Here is a 21,796-nt window from a genome sequence, read left to right as displayed (position 1 = left end):
TCGTGGCCGTAGCCTAGAAACAATGCTCCGGACCAGGGAAGCTGCCCGCTCGTACCGCCTGAATGTAGGCCTGGATTGCAGCTTCGATGGTGGGCTGTCCTTGCATGAAATTCCGCACGAAGCGCGCTTTGCGGCCTGGAAAAACATCCAGCAGATCGTGCATCACAAGTACCTGACCCGAGCAATCCGGCCCCGCTCCGATGCCGATGGTCGGAATGGAGAGCAGTTCCGTGACTTCCTGGCCCAGCGCTGCAGGGATGGCCTCCAGCAACATCATGGAGGCTCCCGCCTCCTGCAGGGCCACGGCGTCCGTCTTGATCCGCTCCGCACTGTCGTGGGTCTTGCCCTGTACACGAAAACCCCCAAGTTGATGCACGTATTGAGGCGTCAGGCCGATATGTGCGAACACCGGCACACCTCGCTCGCACAGAAAGCGCACGGTATCGGCAAGCCATATGCCGCCTTCGAGCTTGACCATCTGTGCTCCAGCCTGCATCAGGCTCGCAGCGTTTTCGAAGGCCGCCTGCGGGGTTGCATAGGAGCCAAACGGCATGTCCGCCACGAGGAACGCATGCTGCTTTCCACGCACCACGCAGGCCGTGTGATAAGCGATGTGATCGAGCGTGACGGGTAAGGTCGAGGAGTGTCCCTGAATCACGTTGCCGAGCGAATCGCCGACAAGCAATACATCCACTCCGCATCGGTCCATGAGTGCGGCAAAGCTTGCGTCGTACGCAGTGAGAACGGCGATCCTTTCGGCGGCAGCCCGCTTATCGAATAGCGATTGGAGTGTTATGGCCTTGGTGCGTCGGGTGTGATCGTGCGTCTGCAAATATTCCGTCATGGTGGTTCTTCCCTCTTGCGGTCACAACTGATTCGTAAGTAGCCCCACGGCGATGAGGATCATTGTTGCCCCCGAGACCCGCGTGACGACATTGGCTACGGAGGAGCGTGTCCGCAGTACGGCTTGCGCACCAAAACCGACCAGCAGATAAATAACCCCGCAGCTGAAGGCATGGACGAGACCCAGTACGATGATTTGAGCCGGTATGGACCAAGCCGCCTTCGGGTCGGTGAACTGGGGTAGGAGCGCAAGGCAGAGCAGCAATACTTTGGGGTTCAGGCCGCTTACACAGGTGCCCTTGACCGACCAATGCAACCACGATGTCGATGCTTGAGCCGCCGCAGCAGCAGGGTGGAGCCACGCAGCATGTTGACGCCCAGCCAAAGGAGATAGCTGGCACCACCTACCATGAGTGCGGTCAGTGTGGAGGGACTGCTGGCAACGAGTCCGCCCACGCCAGCCGCTACCATGAAGGTTGCCAACAGATGGCCGATCAGCAGCCCTGTTACGGCCGGTACGACAACGCGGCCGTGCAAACCGGCTGAAATCGCGTAAGCCCAATCCACGCCCGGGGTAACTACGAACAGAAACGAGACAGCCCAGAACGTTGCGAGCGCACTGACAGGCATGGTGGTAGAACTCCAGTTTCAGAAGATTACGTGAACGACGCTGGCGACGGCGTCTTCCTGCCGGCTCAGCACGGATGCCTCACCGAATTTTCTGAAGAAGCATATCTGCTGGATGCTAGAATTTTTTCCTATATATTCTTCGTATAGGTAAAGGATTGGAAGGTTTTTCCTGATGGATAGAATAGACAAGAAGATTCTTGCTGAGCTCCAAGTCGATGGCCGCCTGTCGGTCACCGATCTTGCCGAGCGGGTCGGTCTCAGCCTGTCACCATGTCATCGCCGGGTTCGCGCGCTTGAAGAGATGGGCGTGATTCAGGGCTATCGAGCACAACTCAACCCGAGTGCCTTGGGGCTGAATTTTTCGGCCATGGTCTTCGTAACGCTTCGAGAGGGGGATCGCCAGGCGGTTGCCACCTTCGAGGCTGCAGTGGTGGATATTCCGCAGATCATCGAAGCCCAACGCCTGTTCGGTGAGCCTGACTACCTGCTGCATGTCGTTGCACACGATTTGCCGGCATTCCAGCGGCTGTACGACGAGCACTTGGCTACCCTGCCCAATGTTCAACGACTCACGTCTACCCTGGTGATGAAACGGGTCATCCAGGATCGGAACCTGCCTCTATAGCTTCTGCACGTGAGAGCGTACCGCTGGTTGATCAAAAAGCTGCCCTTCAACCTGATCTCCGGCTGAAGGGCAGGTCACCGGCGCATTGCTGACCGATGCTAGTCATTAGGCCAATGGCCGCTCCGGCCGAGAAGCGGCCTCCAACCAAGGCTCCCAGCACAACCTTGAACACAAGACTGCTGACACGCCCAGCCTGAGGCCCATAGAAGAACATTGGGGAGCCGAAGAAGACCTTCGGCGCCCCAATGTTGATGTCACAGCGCAGTGAGTTCTATGTACACGGCGTGTACTTCAATGTGCACCGCCTGTAGCTCAACATTCACGCACCAATGTTGAGCGTGTACGGCCTGTAGTTGATCTCACACCGGTGCACGTTGAGCGTGCACGTGTGCACGCTCAACTCACACGCTTGTTAGAAGGACTTCGCAATGCTGATGAAGAACTTTTTCTTGGCGATGTCGGAGTACGAGGTGGTGTCGCTCAGGCTGAGGAAGTGTTTGTAGGCGTTGGGTTCGCTGGAGGCGGAGTAGAAGGCGCCGGCGCTCCAGCCGTCGGGCAGGCTGCGGGTGATGCCGAGCTTGTAGTAGTTGATGTCGAGGCCGGTGGCGTTGGCGATGACCTGGCGGCCGATCTGGCCGCTGAGGTTCCAGCCTTCGGCCACGTCGCGGGCGGCGTTGAGTTCGTAGAAGTAGGAGCCGCGCGTGCTGCCGGTGACGCCGGCGTTGGCGTCGCCGTAGAAGCCGCCGTTTACCGGGGAGTTGTTGGTGCTCCAGCCGAAGTATTCGGTAAGGGTGCGGCCGGTCTTGAAGCTGAGCCAGTCGTAGCTTACCGACACGTAGGCTTCGGCGGTGTTGAGGCTGTTGGAGCGGTTGTAGCCGTCGAAGGCGGAGTCGTGCCAGTTGGCGCCGGGGTAGGTGTAGTAGATCAGGCCGACGTCGTAGCCGACGGCCTCGGTGAGCTTGCCGCGGAAGCCGCCGTAGAAGTCCATCTCCACCGCAGCGCCGGGCAGCCAGTGGTCGGACACGTTGGAGGCGGCGAAGCCGGCGTAGGCGCCGGAGGCGTGGTCGGCCTCAACGCTGAACTGCAGGGCCGGCTTGCCCCAGCTCTGGGACTGGCCGCGGAAGATGTAGTCGCTGACGAAGCTGACGCTGACCGGCACGGTCCAGGCGGATTCGCCGTCGGCCGCCGCGGCGGGCAGCGCGGTGGCCAGGCAGGCGCCCGCCAGGGCGAAGGGAAGCGCAGTGCGCAGGGCACGGTGGGTTGCTGCGGGCATGACGATCTCCTTGAAGTGAACCAATAAGGGGTAAGACGAAACAGGGTTTGGCGCGGCGCCGGCAGCGGGCCGCGCGGGCGTTCAAGCGGGCGGCGTGGCCTCCAGCGCGGGCAGATCGGCGTCGCCTTCCAGCAGCGCGTGGCTGTCGCTGTCGTCCTTCAGGTCCACGCCGCTGCGGCCGAGGCGGCGCGCGCCGGCGATCAGGAAGGCCAGCTTGCGGGCCGCATCCGCGTAGGGCAGCCCTTCGGGCCGCACGTTGGAGATGCAGTTGCGGTTGGCGTCGGTGAGGCCGGGGCGCGGATGGGCGGTGAGGTAGAGGCCGAGGCTGTCCGGCGACGACAGGCCCGGCCGCTCGCCGATCATCACCACCACCTGCTCGGCGCCAAGGATGTGGCCGACCTCGTCGCCCAGCGCCACGCGGGCCTGGGTCGCCACCACCACCGGCAGGCGGTACAGCTCGGGGAAGTACGGCAGCAGCGCCTCCAGCAAGGGCTGCGCATGGCTGCGGGTGGCCAGCGACGACAGCCCGTCGGCCACCACGATGGCCAGCTTGGGCGCTGCCGGCCACAGGGACGGGGCCTGCTGCGCGAGGGCGTCCGCGCTGTCCGGCGCGAGGCGGCGGCCCCAGTCGGGGCGGCGCAGATACACGCTGCGGTCGGCCGCCTGGCTGTGCACGGCGCAAGTGTTGAAGCCGGCCTCGTGCAGTTCGCTCTGCAAGGCCTGCACGTCCAGCGCCTGGTGCACCGCGTCTCGGGCCTGGGCGTGGGCGGTGCCGAAGCGCAGCACCTCGCGGGTCGGCAGGCTGACGCCGCTGCGCCCGAGGGCGACCCGCGCACGGGTGAGGCTTTGCAGGCGCAGCCAGGGGTCGGGGGTGACGATGGCGGGTTTGCTCATGATGCGCCCTCCTCCTTACAAACGGCCGGCCAGGGCCAGCAGCGGTTGGGTGGCGCCCTGGGGCAGCAGCTCGCCGCGGTAGTCGGCGATGCCCATGCGTTCCAGCCAGTCCTCGAATTCCGGCGCGCGGCGGCGGTCGAGCACGCGGCGCAGGTAGAGGGCGTCGTGGAAGGACGTGCTCTGGTAGTTGAGCATGATGTCGTCGGCCCCCGGCACGCCGATGATGAAGTTGATGCCGGCCACGCCGAGCAGGGTCAGCAGGGTGTCCATGTCGTCCTGGTCGGCCTCGGCATGGTTGGTGTAGCAGATGTCGCAGCCCATCGGCAGGCCGAGCAGCTTGCCGCAGAAGTGGTCCTCCAGCCCGGCGCGGATGATCTGCTTGCCGTCGTAGAGGTATTCCGGGCCGATGAAGCCGACCACCGTGTTCACCAGCAGCGGCTGGTAGCGCCGCGCCAGCCCGTAGGCGCGGGCTTCGAGGGTCTGCTGGTCGGCGCCGTGGTGGGCGTTGGCGGAGAGGGCGCTGCCCTGCCCCGTCTCGAAGTACATCACGTTGTTGCCGACGCTGCCGCGCCCCAGCTGGCGAGCCGCGGTGTTGGCTTCGTCGAGCAGCGCGGCGGTGACGCCGAAGCTGCGGTTCACCGCCTCGGTGCCGCCGATGGACTGAAACACTAGGTCCACCGGGGCGCCCTTGTCGATGGCGCGAATGGTGTTGGTGACGTGGGTCAGCACGCAGCTCTGGGTCGGTACGTCGTACTGCTCGCGGAACTCATCGATCAGGCGCAGCAGCGTGGTGATCGCCGGCAGGCTGTCGGTGGCCGGATTGATGCCGATCACCGCGTCGCCGACGCCGTAGAGCAGGCCGTCGAGCATGGAGGCGGCAATGCCCTTCGGATCGTCGGTCGGGTGGTTGGGCTGCAGGCGCACCGCCAGCCGGCCGGGCAGCCCGAGGGTGTTACGGAAGCGCGTCACCACGCGGCACTTGGCGGCGACCAGGATCAGGTCCTGGTTGCGCATCAGCTTGCTCACCGCGGCGACCATCTCGGGCGTCAGGCCGGGCGCGAGGGCCTGCAGGCTGTCCGCATCGGCGGCATCGGAGAGCAGCCAGTCGCGGAATTCGCCGACGGTGAGGCCGGCTACCGGCGCAAAGGCCAGCGTGTCGTGGCTGTCGAGGATGAGGCGGGTGACCTCATCCTCCTCGTAGGGCACCACGGCTTCCTGCAGGAAGCGCGCGAGGGGCACGTCGGCCAGCGCGATACGGGCCGCCATGCGCTCCTCTTCCGAGGCCGCCGCCACGCCGGCCAGCATGTCGCCGGAGCGCGCCGGGCTGGCCTTGGCGAGCAGGTTCTTCAGGTTGCCGAAGGCGTAGCGGCGCAGGCCGAGGGTGCAGGTGTAGCTCATGGTCTAGAACTCCGGGCGTGCGCCTTACTCGGCCTCGGCGGCCAGCGCCGCGATGGGGGCCGCTTCGCGCTGCTTGTGGGTGAGCTGGAAGTAGCCGTAGCCGAGGGCCAGGATCAGCACGAAGACGCCGGCCAAGAGCGGGTTGAACCAGGCCACCGTGGCCAGGCAGATCAGCGCGCCGGCCAGCGCGATGGCCGGGAACAGCGGGTAGAACGGGGCTTTGTAGGGCCGGGCCAGGCGCGGCTCGGTGGCGCGCAGCTTGAACAGTGCGGCCATGCTGAGGGCGTACATCAGCAGGGCGCCGAAGACCGACATGGTGACGATGTTGGCGGTGAGGCTCTGGCCGCCGAAGGACAGCCATTCGTCGCTGAAGATTGCCGCGATGCCGACCACGCCGCCGGCGAGGATGGCCCGGTGCGGGGTCTTGAAGCGCGGATGGACCTTGCCGAACCAGCCCGGCAGGTAGCCGGAGCGGGCTTGGGCGTAGATCTGGCGGGAGTAGCCGAGGATGATGCCGTGGAAGGAGGCGACCAGCCCGAACAGACCCAGCCACACCAGCATGTGCAGCCAGCCGCTGGATTCGCCGACCATGGTTTTCATGGCCTGGGGCAGCGGGTCGTTGATGTTGGCCAGCTTGGTCCAGTCGCCCACGCCGCCGGCAAACACCATCACGCTGACCGCCAGCACCACCAGGGTCAGGATGCCGCCGGTGTAGGCGATGGGGATGGAGCGCTTGGGGTCCTTGGCTTCTTCGGCAGCCATGGCCACGCCTTCGATGGCGAGGAAGAACCAGATCGCGAAGGGGATCGCCGCGAAGATGCCGGGGATCGCCGCCAGCGAGAAGCTGTCCGCGCCGCTCCAGCCGCCCTTGGCGAAGTTGTCCATCGAAAAGCCCGGCGCCACCACGCCCATGAAGACCAGCAGCTCGAAGATGGCGAGCAGCGTGACGAAGAGCTCGAAGGTGGCGGCGATGGTCACGCCGACGATGTTGAGGCCCATGAAGACAATATAGGCGCCGGTCGCCGCGATCTTCGGGTCGAGGGACGGGAACTGCACGTTGAGGTAGGCGCCGATGGCCAGCGCGATGGCCGGCGGTGCAAACACGAACTCGATCAGCGTGGCCATGCCGGCCAGGTAGCCGCCGGTGGGGCCGAAGGCGTGGTAGCTGTAGGCGAAGGGGCCGCCGGCGTGGGGGATGCTTGCGGTCAGCTCGGTGAAGCTGAAGATGAAGGTGCCGTACATGATGGCCACCATGATGGTGGTGACCAGGAAGCCGAGGGTGCCGGCCGAGGCCCAGCCGAAGCTCCAGCCGAAGTACTCGCCGGAGATGACCAGCCCGACGGCGATGCCCCACAGCTGCCAGGTGCCAAGGGTTGCCGACAGCGCGGGCGAGGACTGCTTTGTTGCGCTCATGATTCACTCCTAAGGGGTCGATGGCTGAATCGTGGATCAGCGGGCGGGGTGGCACGTAGCAAGTTTCAGCACCGCAATAGCAAGATTCGGCACGACTGCAATCCGCCTGCAACACGCCACCCAAAACGCGCACCAGCCCTGTGCCGACCCCTGCTGCAATGCACCAACAGGGGGGCCGGCAGGGACTTTCACACCCCCGCCGACGCCTTGCGCGCGCGGTGGAAAGCGTCGCCCGGCCCGCGCCGGCAAGCCCCTCCGGCAAGGACAGTGCCAGCGGTACGCGGCTTGCTACGCGTTCCCCATGACTCATCCGCAGGACACCCCCATGCCCCCCTTCCCCGCCGCCCCATCCGACCGCGTTCGTCCCCTGCGCCGCGTCACGCGGTCGCGGGATGCGGACGAGCAGGCCCACAACCTGTCCCAGTGGGACCAGCGCTACGACCAGCTGTCGCCGGGCCACTTCGAAGGGAGCGTGACGGAGCTGTGGCTGCCCAAGACCCAGGTCTTCGTGGAGAGCGCCAACCGCCAGCTGCGCCAGACCTGTGCCGCCTGGCCGCGCTCGGTGTGGTTCGGCATTCCGGCGGCGCGGGACGGCATGATGGCGATGGGCGGCAAGGCGCTGGCGTCGCAGGCAGTGTGCGTGCGCGACGGCGGCGCCGAGTTCGACCTGATCACCGCGCCGGACTTCAACCTGTTCGGGATCGTGGTGGACCGCCTGGCCTTTGCGGATTACCTGGAGAACACCGCCCACCAGGATCTGGACCGTCTGCTGCAACAAGGCGACGTGCGCAACCTGGCCCCCGGCCACAAGGAGGCCTTGTGCGCGACGCTGGCCGGCATCCTCGCCGACGCGGAGGGGCCGGCGGCCAGCCAGGGCTATACCGCGGAGGAATTGCAGCTGCGCATCTTCGACGCGCTGGCGGCGATGCTCACCGGCCAGCACAGCCAGCCGGCCGCGGCGAGCCGCACGCGCCTGCAGCACCAGCAGCTGGTGGACAAGCTGCGCCGCTTCGTCCTCGACCACCCGGAGCAGCCACCGGCGATCCCCGAGCTGTGCGCCCACCTGCACGTCAGCCGGCGGGCACTGCAGAACTGCGTCGAGGACATCACCGGCCTGCCGCCGCTGGCCTACATGCGCAGCCTGCGCCTCAACGAGGTGCGCCGCGAACTGCGCTACGGCGAGGGCCGCCGGCCGATATCGAGCGTCGCCTACGACTGGGGCTTCACCCACATGAGCCAGTTCGCGCGGGACTACAAGCGGATGTTCGGCGAGCTGCCGTCGGAGTCGGTCCGCCAGGGCTGACGGCCGTGCATGAAGAAACGGCGCCTTGAGGCGCCGTTCGGACTGCGGGAGGGCCGTAGCGCGTCCTATGGCCGGGACGGGAAGATGCCCTGGGTGGCCATGAAACACTTCACTACAACATAAGGCTGCATGTTGGAGATGGGGTTGCCACCGCCGGTCGAGCTGCTGGTGGTGGTGGCCATCGGCAGCGCCGGGCCGTTGGCGGTGTAGAGCGTGGTGCGTGCCTTGGAGGCGGGCATCGCGCCGGCCGGCGACACGGCCGTGGCGTCGGCACCACTGCCCAGCGGTGCCACCTGGTGGGTGTGCGCAGGCATGTTGGCGATGCCGATGGTCTGGGTTTCGGTGCCGGCGCTCTCCCCCTGGTTCCGGTTGGTGAGGCCAGGCCCCTGGCCAGCGTGCATCAGGACGCGGCCGCGCATGTCGGGCAGACCGAAGGTGGTGCGGCCGTCGCCGCCGTAGGTGGTACCGAGCAGGGAGAACAGCGCGGTATTGGTGGCGATCGGCAACAGCTGGCCGTTGAGTTCGGCCCAGCCGTTCGGTGCGAAGTTGAAGCCGGCGCACATGATCTGACCGATAAAGGGCTCCGCCTGGGCCGAGGCGCAGGTGGCGAAACCGCCCAAACTGGCTACGACTGCGGTGGCGAGGAGGCCGTGGGTCAATTTCTTCATGATCATCTCCTTGGGGTGGATCGTGAATCAACGGCGGGCGCGACGCGCACGCAGTGAGGCGGCACCAATCGCGGTGGCCACAAGCAACAGGGAGCCCGGCTCCGGCACGGTGTTTCCGCCGCCGCGGGTACGGGCCAGCGTGACGTCATCCACCGTTACCGGAATGACGCCCGACCGGTCGCCCACGGTCAGCGTGGCGCTGCTGAAGGTGCTGCCGTCATCGGTGGCGAAACCGAGGAAGAAGGCGTAGTCGCCATTGCCGCTGGTCAGATAGTCGGTGGACGAGATGGCCACGGTGGCGCCATCGACGGTGAGGGTGACCGCGCCAGCCTGGATGTCCAGCAGGTCGTGCCCGCCCACCACGTAGAGGCCAAAGCCCCGCACCGGCGACAGGAAGCTGAAGACCAGCTCGTCACCAGACTCAAAAGCCGTGTCCGGGTTGTCGAGGCCGAGGTAATTGGCGCCGGAGGTGGTCCAGAAGGTATTGCCCACGGTCGGCAGGTTGAAACCGGAGCTGACGCTGCCGGCCGTCAGGCCGACGGTGAAGCCGGAACCGGCCGGTCCGCTGCCCGGCGCGTAGCTGGTGCCGGGCGCGAGGCTGTCGAAGTTCGTCGTGGTGGCGGTGAGGCCGGTGATGGCAGTACTGAAGTTGGCCTGGTTCTGATAGGTGCTCAGCGCGGCAAGGGCCGGCACGCTGATGCCGATCGCCACGGCAAGTGCCGCGCCGCGCAGGAAGCGGGGCAGGCATCGAGATGGAGCATGGGTACGCATATTCCCTCCTCTGCAGGATTCGGCTTGGCAACCGGCAGCGGCAAGCGACCGTCAGCGGCCAAAGTTGCACACGGTGGTCTGGGCTTTGTTGTTCCTTACGCTCTGGTAAATCATTTTCGGCAGGCGCGGCGTGCCCCCCTCCAGCCGCAAGGCCAGGGTTTCGGTGAGCGCCTCGTCGGCGCTGCCCGCTACGTAGCGCACGGCCTGAAAGCCGGGCTGACCGGGCAGGCTGGCGTCCTCCACGTTCATGAGCGGGCGACCATCGGCGCTATAGGCGGTGGTGCCGAGGGGAATGGAGATTTCCCGGTCCTGGATGGTGAGCCGCAGTTCGGCCGGCTCCACATCCACCTTGAGGGAACAGTCGTAGCCGCCGGTGCTGCGGCCGACATAGGTGCCCACCGCACAGGAGATGCCCAGTTGCTCCTGGCCACCGGTGGTATTGAGGTGCTTGCTGATGCGCTGGAGGCAATCGGAAAGGGCTGGCATGTCGGCGACGGCCACTTTGCGCAGGGCTTGCTCGCTATCGCGCTGATCGGGTGACGCGCCGCCACCGCATCCGGGCAGGACGGATATCAGGTACAGCGCGATGAACATCCACCGGAAGCGCACTGCAGTCCCTCTCGCCGGAAAGGCCGGAGTACCGGCCGTCTTCGATATAGAACACGGTTTGCGGGTGAATGAGCAATTAACCTACCAAGTTGGGCATGCCCGCCCAAAATGTTGATTCATAGGCAGTTTCTGTCCGGTCGACGACGCCGGTACGAGGAATGCGGCGAGCGCTGTAAAGATTCCCGACAGTCAGTGCGACTTACGGACATGCCAGGCAAAAAAAACGGCGCCTTGCGGCGCCGTCGAGCGTACGGGAAACGGACTGCTTATTCCGGCACGGCGCGCTGCACGCGGCGCTGGCGCACGGCTTCGGCGAGCACGTCGAGGACGGTGAGGCTGTCTTCCCAGCCGATGCAGGCATCGGTGATGCTCTTGCCGTATTCCAGTTCGACGCCGGGCTTGAGGTCCTGGCGGCCTTCCTTGAGGTGGGATTCGACCATCACGCCGATGATGCGGTCTTCGCCGGCGGCCATCTGGCCAGCCACATCACGGGCCACGTCCACCTGGCGCTGGTGCTGCTTGCTGCTGTTGGCGTGGGAGAAGTCGATCATCAGCTTGCCGGTGACGCCGGAGGCGGCCAGTTCCTTGCAGGCGGCGTCGACGCTGGCGGCGTCGTAGTTGGGGCCCTTGCCGCCGCGCAGGATCAGGTGGCAGTCCTCGTTGCCGGTGGTGCTGACGATGGCGGAATGGCCGGCCTTGGTGACGGACAGGAAATGGTGGGGCGACTGGGCTGCCTTGATGGCGTCAACGGCGATGCGGATGTTGCCGTCGGTGCCGTTCTTGAAGCCCACCGGGCACGACAGGCCGGAGGCCAGCTCGCGGTGCACCTGGCTCTCGGTGGTGCGCGCGCCGATGGCGCCCCAGGCGATGAGGTCGGCCACGTACTGCGGCGTGATCATGTCGAGGAACTCGGTGGCGGCCGGCAGGCCGAGGTCGTTCACATCGGACAGCAGCTTGCGCGCGATGCGCAAGCCTTCGTTGATGCGGAAGCTGCCGTCGAGCTGCGGATCGTTGATGAGGCCCTTCCAGCCGACGGTGGTGCGGGGCTTCTCGAAGTAGACGCGCATCACCACCAGCAGGTCGTTCTTGAGGCGCTCGGCCTCGGCCTGCAGGCGGTGGGCGTATTCCATCGCCGCCGCGGTGTCGTGGATCGAACAGGGGCCGATGACCACCAGCAGGCGGTCGTCGGCACCGAACAGGATGCGGTGGATCGCGCTGCGTGCCTCGAAGGCCGTTTCCGCAGCCTTCGGCGAAGCGGGAAATTCCCGCAGCACATGGGCGGGCGGGGCGAGTTCCTTGATCTCCTTGATCCGGACGTCGTCGATATGGGCTTTCGAGGCGGAATGCATGGTGAATCCTGTCGGCTGCTAGATATGAGCCGACGATTCTAGCCGATGCACCCGCCCGGAAGCCATGGCGGCCTTGCAGAGAGCCCACACGATCGCTTTAACGCGGTCCGCAAGCAGCACGCCCGTGGCTCCCGATGCGAGGGCTCCAATCCCGTTCAGCGATAACAGAAAGCGCAGCCGGCGCACAGATGACTTACTCGCCCAACCCAGCGGAACGACAATTCACACAGGCGCAAGAACCCATTTAAGATATTCCAAACATGTACAACGAAGTACCTGCCGACATCGATCAAAACTCGGTGCAATTCGCCTGCAGCCTTCGGCCGACCTTGCGGGTCACCCGAAAATGCGATCCTGATCCGAGAACCGTCGTAACAGCACTGACAGAACAGCCTGGACACCTGCATGCCGGATGGAATTTTGAAGCTGCCGCGACCCACCGTGTATCTGGGGCTTAGCCAGGCATGCAGTCTGATTGGTGGAAACATGGGCAGCCTGACCATCGCATGGTGGGCAGCCAAGCATGGGGGCATTGCGGATTTGAGCCTGGCGACCGGGTCCTATGTCTTGTTCAGTCTTGTTCTCGGCCCCCTGCTGTCCCCACTCGGAGATCGCCATAGCCGAATCAAGGTCTTTGGCTATGGTCTGGCAAGTAGCGGGATCTATTATTTCTTATGGGGTACAGGCCTGCTTGGCCTGGGCTATAGCAGGTCCGTGCTTCTGCTGCTGTCGCTTACCAATGCGTTCACGATGACCATCGTCGGACCGATTCGCATGGCCATTTTTCTGGACGCCAAGGGGGCTTGCGACGCACGCCGAGTGGTCTCACTTCAACGCACCCTGGACAACGTGGGACGCAGCCTGGGGCCGATACTGGCCGGGAGCGTCGGGGCCTGTTTCGGATTCGTGGTGGCATACCTCTTACAGCTGTCCTTTTTTGCCGCCGCAGTCGTCTTCTATTTAATGGCAGGCAGAGGGTTTTCCAGCACATTTCAACCGACAGGTCATTCGAGGCGAATTCGCGGGTGGATGGAAGATGTTCTTCTGGGGTTCCAACTCCGCTGCAGCGGCACGGGGCCACGGCTGCTTACGCTGACGCAGGTTCTCTATTCTGCTGTGGTGGCTTCATGCCTGGCCGTCGTGCTGCCACAGATCGTCCTCGACAACGGACGGGACAGTACGCAGCTTGGACTGATGTCCTCTGCTTCTTTCGTCGGCGGACTGCTCACCGGCATGGCCATGCTAGCGCCGCGCTTTCCAGCCGGGGCAAAGTGGGTCACCTCTTCCATGGCTCTCACGGCCATCTCGATCTTCGCGCTGCAAGTGCCACTGTCGTCATTCGCAACCCTTGTCGTCGCCTTCCTCATTGGCGCATGCACGGAGATCTACACACAGCGGGTCGGCTTCCGGATTGCGCTGAGCTATCCCGCCGACGTACGCGCGCGCCTGGCTGCTTCCGGGCAATTCATTGCAACCGCGAGCATTGCCTTATGGTGCGGGCTGATCGTTCCAGTGCATGCACAACTGGGCTTGGCAAGCACCCTGGCCGTTCTGACAACACTCATTCTGATTGCTGCGCTACTAAGCCTGCATCCGCTCATCGATTCGTTCCTGAGATGCCCGGACCATGAACTGGGACACTTCTGGGGCCGGCATGGTGGGCTGAGGGCGGCGGATGAGCCTGCATAGGCCGTGAAATGGCTCGGGCACGAGTGAGATCAATCGGCCTCTGAGCATCCAATGCACGCCTTCCACCCTTACAGCATGACCTGGGTGCCCAGTTCCACCACCTGGTTGGCGGGCAGCTTGAAGTAGCTGGCGGCCCCTTCCGACTGGCGCATCATCCAGGCGAACAGGCCGCAGCGCCAGCGTGGCATGCCCCCCGGGCCGTCGACGATGCGGGCGCGGGCGACGAAGTAGGTGGTGGTCATTTCCTCCAGTTCGAGGCCGTACCTGGCAGCCAGGGCCAGCGCAGCCGGCAGGTCGGGCTCCTCGCGGAAGCCGAAGCGCGCGTCCACGTTGTAGAGGCCGGGCGCCAGCTGGGTGACGGCGACGCGCTCGTCGTCGTCCACCCGCGGAATGCCTTCGTTCACCACGTGCAGGAAGATGATGCGCTCGTGCATCACCTTGTAGTGCTTGAGGTTGTGGAACAGCGCGCTGGGCACCAGGCTCGGCTCGGAGGTGAGATACACGGCGGTGCCGAACACCCGCGGCACGTCGGGCAGCGGGCCGCGCACGAAGCCGGCCATCGGCACGTCGATCTTGCAGCGCTGGTTGGCGAGCAGACGGCTGCCCTCCTTCCAGGTGGTGAGCATGAGGAAGATCGCCGCGCCGAGGGCCATCGGCATCCAGCCGCCTTCGCCGAGCTTGGTGAGGTTGGAGCTGAAGAACAGCAACTCCAGCGCACCGAACAGGGCCAGCGCGGCGAGCAGGCCGACACGGACCCGGCCTTCGGCCATCAGCAGGATGAAGGCGGTGAGCAGCGTGGTGATGATCATGGTGCCCGACACGGCGATGCCGTAGGCCGCCGCCAGCGCGCCGGAAGAGCGGAACTGCAGCACCAGCACGATGACCGCCACCAGCATCAGCCAATTGACGCTGGGGATGTAGATCTGGCCTTTCTCGGTGTCCGAGGTGTGCAGGATGCGCAGGCGCGGCAGGTAGCCGAGGCGGCCGGCCTGCAGGGTCATGGAATAGGCGCCGGTGATGGTGGCCTGGGAGGCGATCACCGTGGCGACGGTGGCGAGGCCCACCAGCGGCAGCAGGAACCAGTCCGGCGCGAGCAGGTAGAAGGGGTTCTCGATGGCCACCGGGGAGCGCAGCACCAGCGCACCCTGGCCGAAGTAGTTGAGCACCAGCGACGGCCACACCAGGCCGTACCAGGCGAGGCGTACCGGCCGTGCGCCGAAGTGGCCCATGTCGGCGTACAAGGCCTCGCCGCCGGTCAGCGACAGGAACACCGCCGACAGCAGGATGAAGGCGGTGTGCGGCCGCTCGATGGCGAACTGGAGGGCGTAGCGCGGATCGATGGCGCGCAGCACCTCCGGCGTCTGCAGGATGCTGCCGACGCCGAGGGCGCCGAGGGCCAGGAACCACACCACGGTGATCGGCCCGAAGAACTGTCCGACCCGGCCGGTGCCATGCTTCTGGATCATGAACAGGCCGACCAGGATGCCGACGGTGATCGGCACCACGTAGTGCTCGAACTGCGGCGTGGCGACGCTGAGGCCTTCCACCGCCGACAGCACCGAGATCGCCGGGGTGATGATCGCGTCGCCATAGAACAGCGCGGCGGCGAAGATGCCGCCGCCCACCGCAGCCAGCGCCCAGCGCGGCCGGTGGGAAACCCGCTGGGCCAGCGCGGTGAGGGCCAGCACGCCGCCCTCCCCTTCGTTGTCGAAGCGCAGCACGACCCACACGTACTTGATCGAGACGATCAGCAGGCCGGCCCAGAAGAAGGCCGACAGCGCGGCCAGTACATTGACCTCGGAGGGGTCGATGCCGTGGGGGCCGGTGAAGGCTTCCTTGAAGGCGTACAGCGGGCTGGTGCCGATGTCGCCATAGACCACGCCCAGCGCGGCGAGGGCGAGGCCGACCAGGCCGGAACGGGAATGACTGTCGGATTGGCTCATGCAGGACTCCGGAAGGACTGATGCGATGGCTGCGGGTTTCAGAGCTGGAAGCGGTAACCCACTCCCGTTTCGGTCAGAAAGTGACGGGGCTGCGCCGGATCGCTCTCCAGCTTGTGGCGCAGGTGCCCGACATAGATTCGCAGGTAATGGTTACTGTCGCTGGAGGCCGTGCCCCACACCTCGCGCAGCAGCTGGCGATGGGTCATGACCTGGCCGGCGTGGGCAAGCAGCACGGCAAGCAGGCGGTATTCGATGGGCGTCAGTTTGACTGCCTCGCCCTGGCGGCTGACCAGGCGCCGGGAGAAATCCACCTCCACGTCGCCGAAGCTGACCTGCGCCGCTTCGGCGTCGGCATTGGCGCGCCCGCGCCGCAGCAGCGCCCGCACACGAGCCTGCAGCTCACCGATGGAGAAGGGTTTGGTCAGGTAGTCGTCGGCACCGGCGTCGAGTACATCGATCTTGTCGTGCTCGGTGGAACGGGCCGACAGCACCAGCACCGGCGCCGACGACCAGCTGCGGAAGTCCTGCACGAAGTGGGCGCCATCGGTATCCGGCAAGCCGAGGTCGAGGATCACCAGGTCGGGCCGGCAATGGCCCGCCTCGATCAGGGCCTGGCGGCAGCTGTCCGCCTCCTGCACGCGGCAGCCCTCGGACTCCAGCGCCGAGCGCACGACGCGGCGGATCTGGCGTTCGTCCTCGACGACGAGGATCTGCGGGCCGCTCATGGCAACACTCCGGATTCCAGCGCCTCGACATCGATGGCCGGCGGCGTGCCGAGGGGCAGCGTGAAGGCCACGCAGCCACCGCCCTCCGGTGGGTTGAAGGCGCGAATGGTGCCGCCATGGACCTCGACGATGCTGCGACAGATCGCCAGGCCAACGCCGATGCCGGCCACCGGCCCCTCGCTGCCGCCACGCTCGAACAGCTCGAAGACCTGCTCCAGGCGGTCCGGCGGAAAGCCGTCGCCGCCGCTCCTCACCTGCACTTCGAGCAGCTCGGCGCCGGCGCGGGCGCTGACCTGGACCGGCGTATCCGGCGGCGCGTACTTGGCGGCGTTCTCGAACAGGTTGCAGAAGACCCGCTCCAGCAGCACCGCGTCGAACTGCACCAGCGGCAGCTCGCCAAGGCCGCTGGTGCGCACCGGATGGCGGGCCATCGCCGGGCCGAGCAACTGCAGGCTGGAGCCGACCACTTCCTCGATGGACTGCCATTCCCTGCGCAGGCTGACGCGGCCGCTCTGCAGGCGGGCCATGTCGAGCAGCTTGTCCACCATGCCATTGACGCGCAGGGCCTGGTCGCGGATCGCCGCCGCCAGTTCGTGCGCCTCGTCGGGCAAGACCTCGTGCTGCATCGCCAGGGAGTCCGCCATGCCGTAGAGGGCCGTCAGCGGCGTGCGCACGTCGTGGGACAGCGCCGACAGGATGGAACTGCGCAGCCGTTCGGACTCCGCCTCCAGCTGCGCCGACTGTGCCGCAGCCACGAAATGCAGGCGCTCCACCGCCGTCGCCGCCAGCGAGGTGAGGGCTTCCAGCAGCGGCAGCTCGTCGATCGCATCCTCGGCCAGCGAGACGATCAGCACGCCGCACACCTCGCCGGCCCCGGCCAGCGGCAGGAAATGGCGGCGCCGGCCGGACCGCTCTGACGCCCCCGACTCGATGACGCGGCCGCTGTCGAGCACCATGCGGCCGATCTGCATGTCCAGCGTGCCGAGCGTGCCGGCCGCCAGGCTTTCCGCCTGCGGGGCGCCGTCGGCATCGGGCAACAGCAGCCACGCGCCGGCCCCCAGCTGTTTGCCGATGAAGTCCCGCAGCGCCCGGTCTACCTCACCCGGCTGGCGCGCGCCGGCCAGACGCTTGGCGAGGTCGTACAGCGCACGGGTGATGCTTTCCCGATGGCCCGCATCGTAGGCCTGCCGACGCTGGCCGGCGGTGAGCTGGCCGATCAGCAGCGACACCGCCGACATCACCAGAAAGGTCACCAGGTACTGGCCATGGCTGATCGCCAGCGAGAAGCGCGGCGGCACGAAGAAGAAATCGAACAGCGCCACACAGGCGAGGGACGCCACCACCGCCGGCCCGCGCCCGAGGCGGCTGGCCACCAGCACGACGGCCAGCAGGAAGATCATCACCGCGTTGGCCAGATCGAGCACGTCGCGCAGCGGCAGCGCCACGCCGAGCGCCAGCACGCAGGCGAGCACGGCCAGCAGGTAGCGGAAGCGCACCGATTGCGACTCGAACAGCAGGCGGGACAAGGGGACGGGCATGGGGCACGGCGCCGGTCGGGACGCCCGAAGGGAAGACAATGCAAATTGTTGCACCGCCCACATAAAAAAGGCGTAAACACGCTGATCGGCAAAACCGGACTGTTTGGATATACTGTATTTTTATACACAAACACACCGATGAAGCCTGCTCCACTCCGCGGGCGCGGCAGCCGCCTGAACCCGGACAACCGCTTCGCCGCCTGGCGCCGCGACGGTTTCGACGACGGCTGGGAAGGCTCCGCTGACGCTGCAGACGACGCCACGGACCCACCCAGGGGCCCGGCGACGACGCTGATCCTCGACCAGGCCAAGTCGGTGATCACGCGCAACAGCTCGCCGGACGTGCCCTTCAACCAGTCGGTCAATCCGTACAAGGGCTGCGAGCACGGGTGCGCGTACTGCTTTGCGCGGCCAAGCCACGCCTACCTGGGCCTGTCGCCGGGGCTGGACTTTGAAACCAGGATCGCCTGGAAGCCCGATGCACCGGCGGTGCTGCGCCGCGAGCTGGCCGCCCCCGGCTACCGCTGCGAGCCGATTGCACTGGGCATCAACACCGACGGCTGGCAGCCGGTGGAGCGCCGCCTCGGCCTGACCCGCCAGCTGCTGGAGATCCTCGCCGAGACGCGCCACCCGGTATCCATCGTCACCAAGTCGGCGCTGATCGAGCGCGACGTGGATCTGCTCGCCGACATGGCGCAGGACGACCTGGTGCACGTGATGTTCTCGATCACCACCCTCGACCCGGCCCTGGCCCGCAAGCTGGAGCCCCGCGCACCGACGCCGGCCCGGCGCCTGGCGGCGATGGAACGCCTGCACGCGGCCGGGGTGCCGGTCGGCACGCTGTTCGCACCGCTGATCCCGGCCATCAACGACCACGAGCTGGAAGCGGTGCTCGAAGCGGCCCACGCAGCCGGCAGCGATACCGCCGGCTACGCGCTACTGCGCCTCCCCTACGAATTGAAGGATCTGTTCGCCGACTGGCTGGACAGCCATTTCCCGGACCGGGCCCGGCACGTGATGAGCCTGCTGCGCCAGTTGCGCGGCGGCGAGCTGTACGACAAGCGCTTCGGCCACCGCATGCGCGGCCAGGGCGTCTTCGCCGAGCTCTACAGCCGACGCATGCAGCGGCTGGCCGAAAGGCTTGGGCTCAACCGTTCGCGGCGGCACCTCAACACCACGGCGTTCCGCCCACCACCACGGCCCGGCGACGACCGGCAGTTAGCGCTTTTCTGAAAGGGGAATGCAGCGGGACTCAGCGCCGGATGCGCCCGCCCCAGCCGATGCCACCGTAGCCGCGCCAACCCGGGTAGCCCGGCGGATAGGCGTAGGGATAAGGCCAGAACGGATCCCAGTAGGGTTGGGGTTGCGACTGGCGGCGGTAGCGTTCCGCCTCGGCCTTCGCCTTGTCGAGGGCGGCGGCCTGTTCGGTGTCGCGGCGGACCTTGTCGGCGGTGGCCTGGTCGCGGGCCCAGCGCTCCTGGGCCGCCGCCAGTGCGTCGAGCACTTCCGGCGCCACGCCCTGCTCGCGCAGACGGACCGCCTCGGACGGACTAAAGGCATGGCGGGTACCGGTGGCACTCAGGGTTTCCAGCAGCTTCGCGGTCGGCACACCGGCGCGGGACTGGCGCACGACCTCCTCGAGGCTCAAGGGCGCTCCCGGACGGGCGGCCTCCAGACGGGCCAGTTCGGCCGGATCGAGCCGCTGGACGGCCTGCGGCGAGGACGACGGTGTCGCGCAGGCCGCCAGCCCGCAGGCGGCGGCGAGAACGATACCCCGCAGGACCGTACGCCCTGTGGCACGAAGCCGCCGCGCCAGCACGATCAACCGCCGGTACCGCCGACGGTCAGGCCGTCGATGCGCAGGGTCGGCTGGCCGACGCCCACCGGCACGCTCTGGCCGTCCTTGCCGCAGGTTCCAACACCGGGATCGAGCTCCAGATCGTTGCCGATCATCGACACACGGGTCAGGCAGTCCGGGCCGTTGCCGATCAGCGTGGCGCCCTTCACCGGGCGGGTGACCTTGCCGTCCTCGATCAGGTAGCACTCGGAGGTGGAGAAGACGAACTTGCCGGAGGTGATGTCCACCTGGCCGCCGCCGAAGTTGGCAGCGTAGAGGCCGTTCTTCACCGACGCGATGATCTCCGCCGGTTCGTGCTGACCGGCCAGCATGATGGTGTTGGTCATGCGCGGCAGCGGCAGGTGGGCGAAGGATTCGCGGCGGCCGTTGCCGGTGGGCGCAACACCCATCAGGCGTGCGTTGAGCATGTCCTGCATGTAGCCGACCAGGATGCCGTCCTCGATCAGCACGGTGCGCTGGGTCGGGTTGCCCTCGTCGTCGATGGTCAGCGAGCCGCGGCGGTCCTGCAGGGTACCGTCATCGACCACGGTGACGCCCTTGGCCGCCACCTGCTGGCCGATGCGGCCGCTGAAGGCCGAGCTTTCCTTGCGGTTGAAATCGCCTTCCAGGCCGTGGCCGATGGCTTCGTGCAGCAGGATGCCGGGCCAGCCGTTGCCGAGCACGACGGTCATGGAGCCGGCCGGCGCAGGGCTGGCGCCGAGGTTGACCCGCGCCTGGTGCACCGCCGCCTTGGCGAAGCCGGTCAGCACCGCGTCGCTGAAGTAGCCGTAGTCGTAGCGCCCGCCACCGCCGCCGGAGCCCTGCTCGCGGCGGCCGTTCTCTTCCATGATCACGGTGACGGAGACACGCACCAGCGGCCGCACGTCGGCGGCCAGGTGGCCGTCGCTGCGTGCCACCAGCACCACTTCCCAGGAGCCGACCAGGCTGGCCATGACTTCCTTGACGCGCGGGTCCTCGGCGCGGGCCATCGCCTCGAGGCGCTCCAGCAGCTTGACCTTGGCCACGTCGTCGAGGGAATCATGCGGGTTGTCGGCGCGGTACAGGGCCAGCGGCGCCTTCTTGACGGCCTCGATCTTGTGGGTCTTGCGGCGGCCACTGTCGGCGATCGCCCGGGTCGCGTCGGCGGCATCCTTGAGGGCCTTCAGGCTGATGTCGTCGGAGTAGGCGAAGGCGGTCTTCTCGCCGGTGATGGCGCGCACGCCGACACCCTGCTCGATGTTGAAGCTGCCCGATTTGACGATGCCCTCCTCCAGGCTCCACGCCTCCGAGCGGTGGTACTGGAAATACAGATCGGCGTAGTCGAGCTTGTGGCGGAACAGCTTGCCGAAGACCTTATCGAGATCCTCGAAGTCCAGGTCGTAAGGTTTCAGCAGCAGCTTGCTGGCAAGCTTGAGGGGGTTGGGCGGGGGATTCTGGCTCATGGTCTCTCGGGGAAAATGTGTTCTTCGGGTCAGCCGATCTTGCGGTGTTGCAGGGCCGGCAGGCTGGCGCGGACTTCGGCGATGCGCGCCGGGTCGAGGTCGGCCACCACCACGCCGGGGCCTTCCGGCAGGCGGGCGAGCACCTCGCCCCACGGGTCGATGATCATGCTGTCGCCCCAGGTACGCCGCCCGCTGGGGTGCTTTCCGCCCTGGGCGCTGGCCAGCACATAGCACTGGTTTTCCACCGCGCGGGCGCGCAGCAGCATTTCCCAGTGGGCCTTGCCTGTAGTGTAGGTGAAGGCCGCCGGCAGGACGATCAGATCGACGGTACCCATGGCGCGGAAAAACTCGGGGAAACGCAGGTCGTAGCAGATCGACAGGCCGACACGGCCACAGGGAGCCTCGAAGCTGACCACCTCGTTGCCGGCCTCGATGGTGGCGGATTCGTCGTAATACTCTTCGCCCTTGCGGAAGCCGAACAGGTGGATCTTGTCGTAGCGGGCCACGCGCCGGCCCTCGTCGTCGTAAACGAGGGTGGAGTTCTTGACCTTGTCGGGCTCCGAGGCTTCCATCGGGCAGGAGCCGCCGATCAGCCACACCTTGTGCTGGCGGGCGGTCTCGCGCAGGAAAGCCTGGATCGGGCCGCTGCCGTCATCCTGCTCGCGGATGCGCACCTTGGCGGTTTCGTCGGCGGTGATCAGCGGGAAATACTCGGGCAGCGCGACGAGCTGGGCGCCGGCCGCGGCGGCCTCGGCGATCAGGCGCCCGGCTTCGGCCAGGTTGGCGTCCACGTCGGGGCCGGAGACCATCTGTACGCTGGCAATACGGCAAAGCGGTTTCGTCATG

Annotated in this window: 19 protein-coding genes and 1 pseudogene; 4 read left to right on the top strand and 16 right to left on the bottom strand. The window is 66.5% G+C overall.

Annotated elements, in window-relative coordinates; genetic code table 11:
- Window positions 1-13 precede the first annotated feature (13 nt).
- Window positions 14-844, bottom strand: a complete 831-nt coding sequence (gene panB, locus B4920_RS03730) for a 3-methyl-2-oxobutanoate hydroxymethyltransferase (RefSeq protein WP_079433275.1) — start codon at window positions 842-844, stop codon at window positions 14-16.
- A gap of 21 nt (window positions 845-865) precedes the next feature.
- A pseudogene (locus B4920_RS30870) lies at window positions 866-1,473 on the bottom strand (LysE family translocator).
- Window positions 1,474-1,645: 172 nt separating this feature from the next.
- On the opposite strand from B4920_RS30870, the gene B4920_RS03720 reads away from it, so the two are divergent.
- Window positions 1,646-2,098: an Lrp/AsnC family transcriptional regulator gene (locus B4920_RS03720; RefSeq protein ID WP_079433274.1), complete on the top strand. Its 453-nt coding sequence runs from the start codon at window positions 1,646-1,648 to the stop codon at window positions 2,096-2,098.
- 412 nt (window positions 2,099-2,510) lie between these two features.
- On the opposite strand, the gene B4920_RS03715 is transcribed toward B4920_RS03720, so the two are convergent.
- The 4 genes from B4920_RS03715 to eat all read right to left on the bottom strand — a co-directional run bounded on the left by B4920_RS03715 (window position 2,511) and on the right by eat (window position 7,076).
- Entirely contained in the window at window positions 2,511-3,371 is an 861-nt protein-coding gene (locus B4920_RS03715; protein ID WP_079433273.1) for a TorF family putative porin, read from the bottom strand.
- Window positions 3,372-3,452: 81 nt separating this feature from the next.
- Window positions 3,453-4,265 (bottom strand): ethanolamine ammonia-lyase subunit EutC, encoded by an 813-nt coding sequence (gene eutC / locus B4920_RS03710; RefSeq protein ID WP_079433272.1) that lies wholly within the window; start codon window positions 4,263-4,265, stop codon window positions 3,453-3,455.
- 15 nt (window positions 4,266-4,280) lie between these two features.
- The gene (locus tag B4920_RS03705) at window positions 4,281-5,663 is read right to left on the bottom strand and encodes an ethanolamine ammonia-lyase subunit EutB (RefSeq protein ID WP_079433271.1); all 1,383 of its coding nucleotides are present in this window, start codon (window positions 5,661-5,663) and stop codon (window positions 4,281-4,283) included.
- 24 nt (window positions 5,664-5,687) lie between these two features.
- Window positions 5,688-7,076 carry an ethanolamine permease gene (eat, locus tag B4920_RS03700; protein ID WP_079433270.1) on the bottom strand — a complete coding sequence of 463 codons (1,389 nt, stop codon included), beginning with the start codon at window positions 7,074-7,076 and terminating at the stop codon, window positions 5,688-5,690.
- Between the two features lie 325 nt (window positions 7,077-7,401).
- Here eat and B4920_RS03695 point away from each other — a divergent pair, with 325 nt between their 5' ends.
- Window positions 7,402-8,379: a helix-turn-helix domain-containing protein gene (locus B4920_RS03695; protein WP_079433269.1), complete on the top strand. Its 978-nt coding sequence runs from the start codon at window positions 7,402-7,404 to the stop codon at window positions 8,377-8,379.
- Window positions 8,380-8,444: 65 nt separating this feature from the next.
- Here B4920_RS03695 and B4920_RS03690 read toward each other — a convergent pair whose 3' ends face one another.
- The 4 genes from B4920_RS03690 to aroG all read right to left on the bottom strand — a co-directional run bounded on the left by B4920_RS03690 (window position 8,445) and on the right by aroG (window position 11,776).
- The gene (locus B4920_RS03690) at window positions 8,445-9,047 is read right to left on the bottom strand and encodes a phage tail protein (protein ID WP_079433268.1); all 603 of its coding nucleotides are present in this window, start codon (window positions 9,045-9,047) and stop codon (window positions 8,445-8,447) included.
- 27 nt (window positions 9,048-9,074) lie between these two features.
- Complete coding sequence (locus tag B4920_RS03685) at window positions 9,075-9,818, bottom strand: PEP-CTERM sorting domain-containing protein (RefSeq protein WP_079433267.1); 744 nt, start codon at window positions 9,816-9,818, stop codon at window positions 9,075-9,077.
- A gap of 51 nt (window positions 9,819-9,869) precedes the next feature.
- Window positions 9,870-10,412 carry a hypothetical protein gene (locus B4920_RS03680; RefSeq protein WP_079433266.1) on the bottom strand — a complete coding sequence of 181 codons (543 nt, stop codon included), beginning with the start codon at window positions 10,410-10,412 and terminating at the stop codon, window positions 9,870-9,872.
- A 281-nt stretch (window positions 10,413-10,693) separates the two neighbouring features.
- Window positions 10,694-11,776 carry a 3-deoxy-7-phosphoheptulonate synthase AroG gene (gene aroG / locus B4920_RS03675; protein ID WP_079433265.1) on the bottom strand — a complete coding sequence of 361 codons (1,083 nt, stop codon included), beginning with the start codon at window positions 11,774-11,776 and terminating at the stop codon, window positions 10,694-10,696.
- Window positions 11,777-12,181: 405 nt separating this feature from the next.
- Between aroG and B4920_RS03670 the strand changes: the two genes are divergently transcribed.
- A complete protein-coding gene (locus tag B4920_RS03670; protein WP_139379410.1) occupies window positions 12,182-13,465 on the top strand; it encodes an MFS transporter in 1,284 nt (427 codons plus the stop codon).
- A gap of 68 nt (window positions 13,466-13,533) precedes the next feature.
- On the opposite strand, the gene B4920_RS03665 is transcribed toward B4920_RS03670, so the two are convergent.
- The 3 genes from B4920_RS03665 to B4920_RS03655 are packed head-to-tail and all read right to left on the bottom strand — an operon-like array spanning window position 13,534 to window position 17,671.
- Window positions 13,534-15,408 carry a potassium transporter Kup gene (locus tag B4920_RS03665; protein WP_079433263.1) on the bottom strand — a complete coding sequence of 625 codons (1,875 nt, stop codon included), beginning with the start codon at window positions 15,406-15,408 and terminating at the stop codon, window positions 13,534-13,536.
- 38 nt (window positions 15,409-15,446) lie between these two features.
- The gene (gene kdpE / locus B4920_RS03660) at window positions 15,447-16,133 is read right to left on the bottom strand and encodes a two-component system response regulator KdpE (protein WP_079433262.1); all 687 of its coding nucleotides are present in this window, start codon (window positions 16,131-16,133) and stop codon (window positions 15,447-15,449) included.
- Window positions 16,130-17,671 carry a DUF4118 domain-containing protein gene (locus B4920_RS03655; protein ID WP_079433261.1) on the bottom strand — a complete coding sequence of 514 codons (1,542 nt, stop codon included), beginning with the start codon at window positions 17,669-17,671 and terminating at the stop codon, window positions 16,130-16,132. Before B4920_RS03655 ends, kdpE begins: the two co-directional genes overlap by 4 nt.
- A gap of 138 nt (window positions 17,672-17,809) precedes the next feature.
- On the opposite strand from B4920_RS03655, the gene B4920_RS03650 reads away from it, so the two are divergent.
- Window positions 17,810-18,904 carry a PA0069 family radical SAM protein gene (locus B4920_RS03650; RefSeq protein ID WP_079433260.1) on the top strand — a complete coding sequence of 365 codons (1,095 nt, stop codon included), beginning with the start codon at window positions 17,810-17,812 and terminating at the stop codon, window positions 18,902-18,904.
- Between the two features lie 19 nt (window positions 18,905-18,923).
- On the opposite strand, the gene B4920_RS03645 is transcribed toward B4920_RS03650, so the two are convergent.
- Genes B4920_RS03645 through B4920_RS03635 form a run of 3 tightly spaced genes read right to left on the bottom strand, consistent with a single transcriptional unit; the run spans window position 18,924 to window position 21,795 of the window.
- Window positions 18,924-19,490, bottom strand: a complete 567-nt coding sequence (locus B4920_RS03645; protein WP_161493231.1) for a hypothetical protein — start codon at window positions 19,488-19,490, stop codon at window positions 18,924-18,926.
- Between the two features lie 2 nt (window positions 19,491-19,492).
- Window positions 19,493-20,950, bottom strand: coding sequence for a metalloprotease TldD (tldD, locus tag B4920_RS03640; RefSeq protein WP_079433258.1), 1,458 nt, complete (start codon window positions 20,948-20,950; stop codon window positions 19,493-19,495).
- A gap of 29 nt (window positions 20,951-20,979) precedes the next feature.
- The gene (locus B4920_RS03635; RefSeq protein ID WP_079433257.1) at window positions 20,980-21,795 is read right to left on the bottom strand and encodes a carbon-nitrogen hydrolase family protein; all 816 of its coding nucleotides are present in this window, start codon (window positions 21,793-21,795) and stop codon (window positions 20,980-20,982) included.
- Window position 21,796: the final 1 nt, after the last annotated feature.

The sequence above is a fragment of the Zoogloea sp. LCSB751 genome (assembly GCF_002028455.1).
Taxonomy (GTDB): Bacteria; Pseudomonadota; Gammaproteobacteria; order Burkholderiales; family Rhodocyclaceae; genus Zoogloea.
This window is presented reverse-complemented; position numbering and strand designations above follow the sequence as displayed.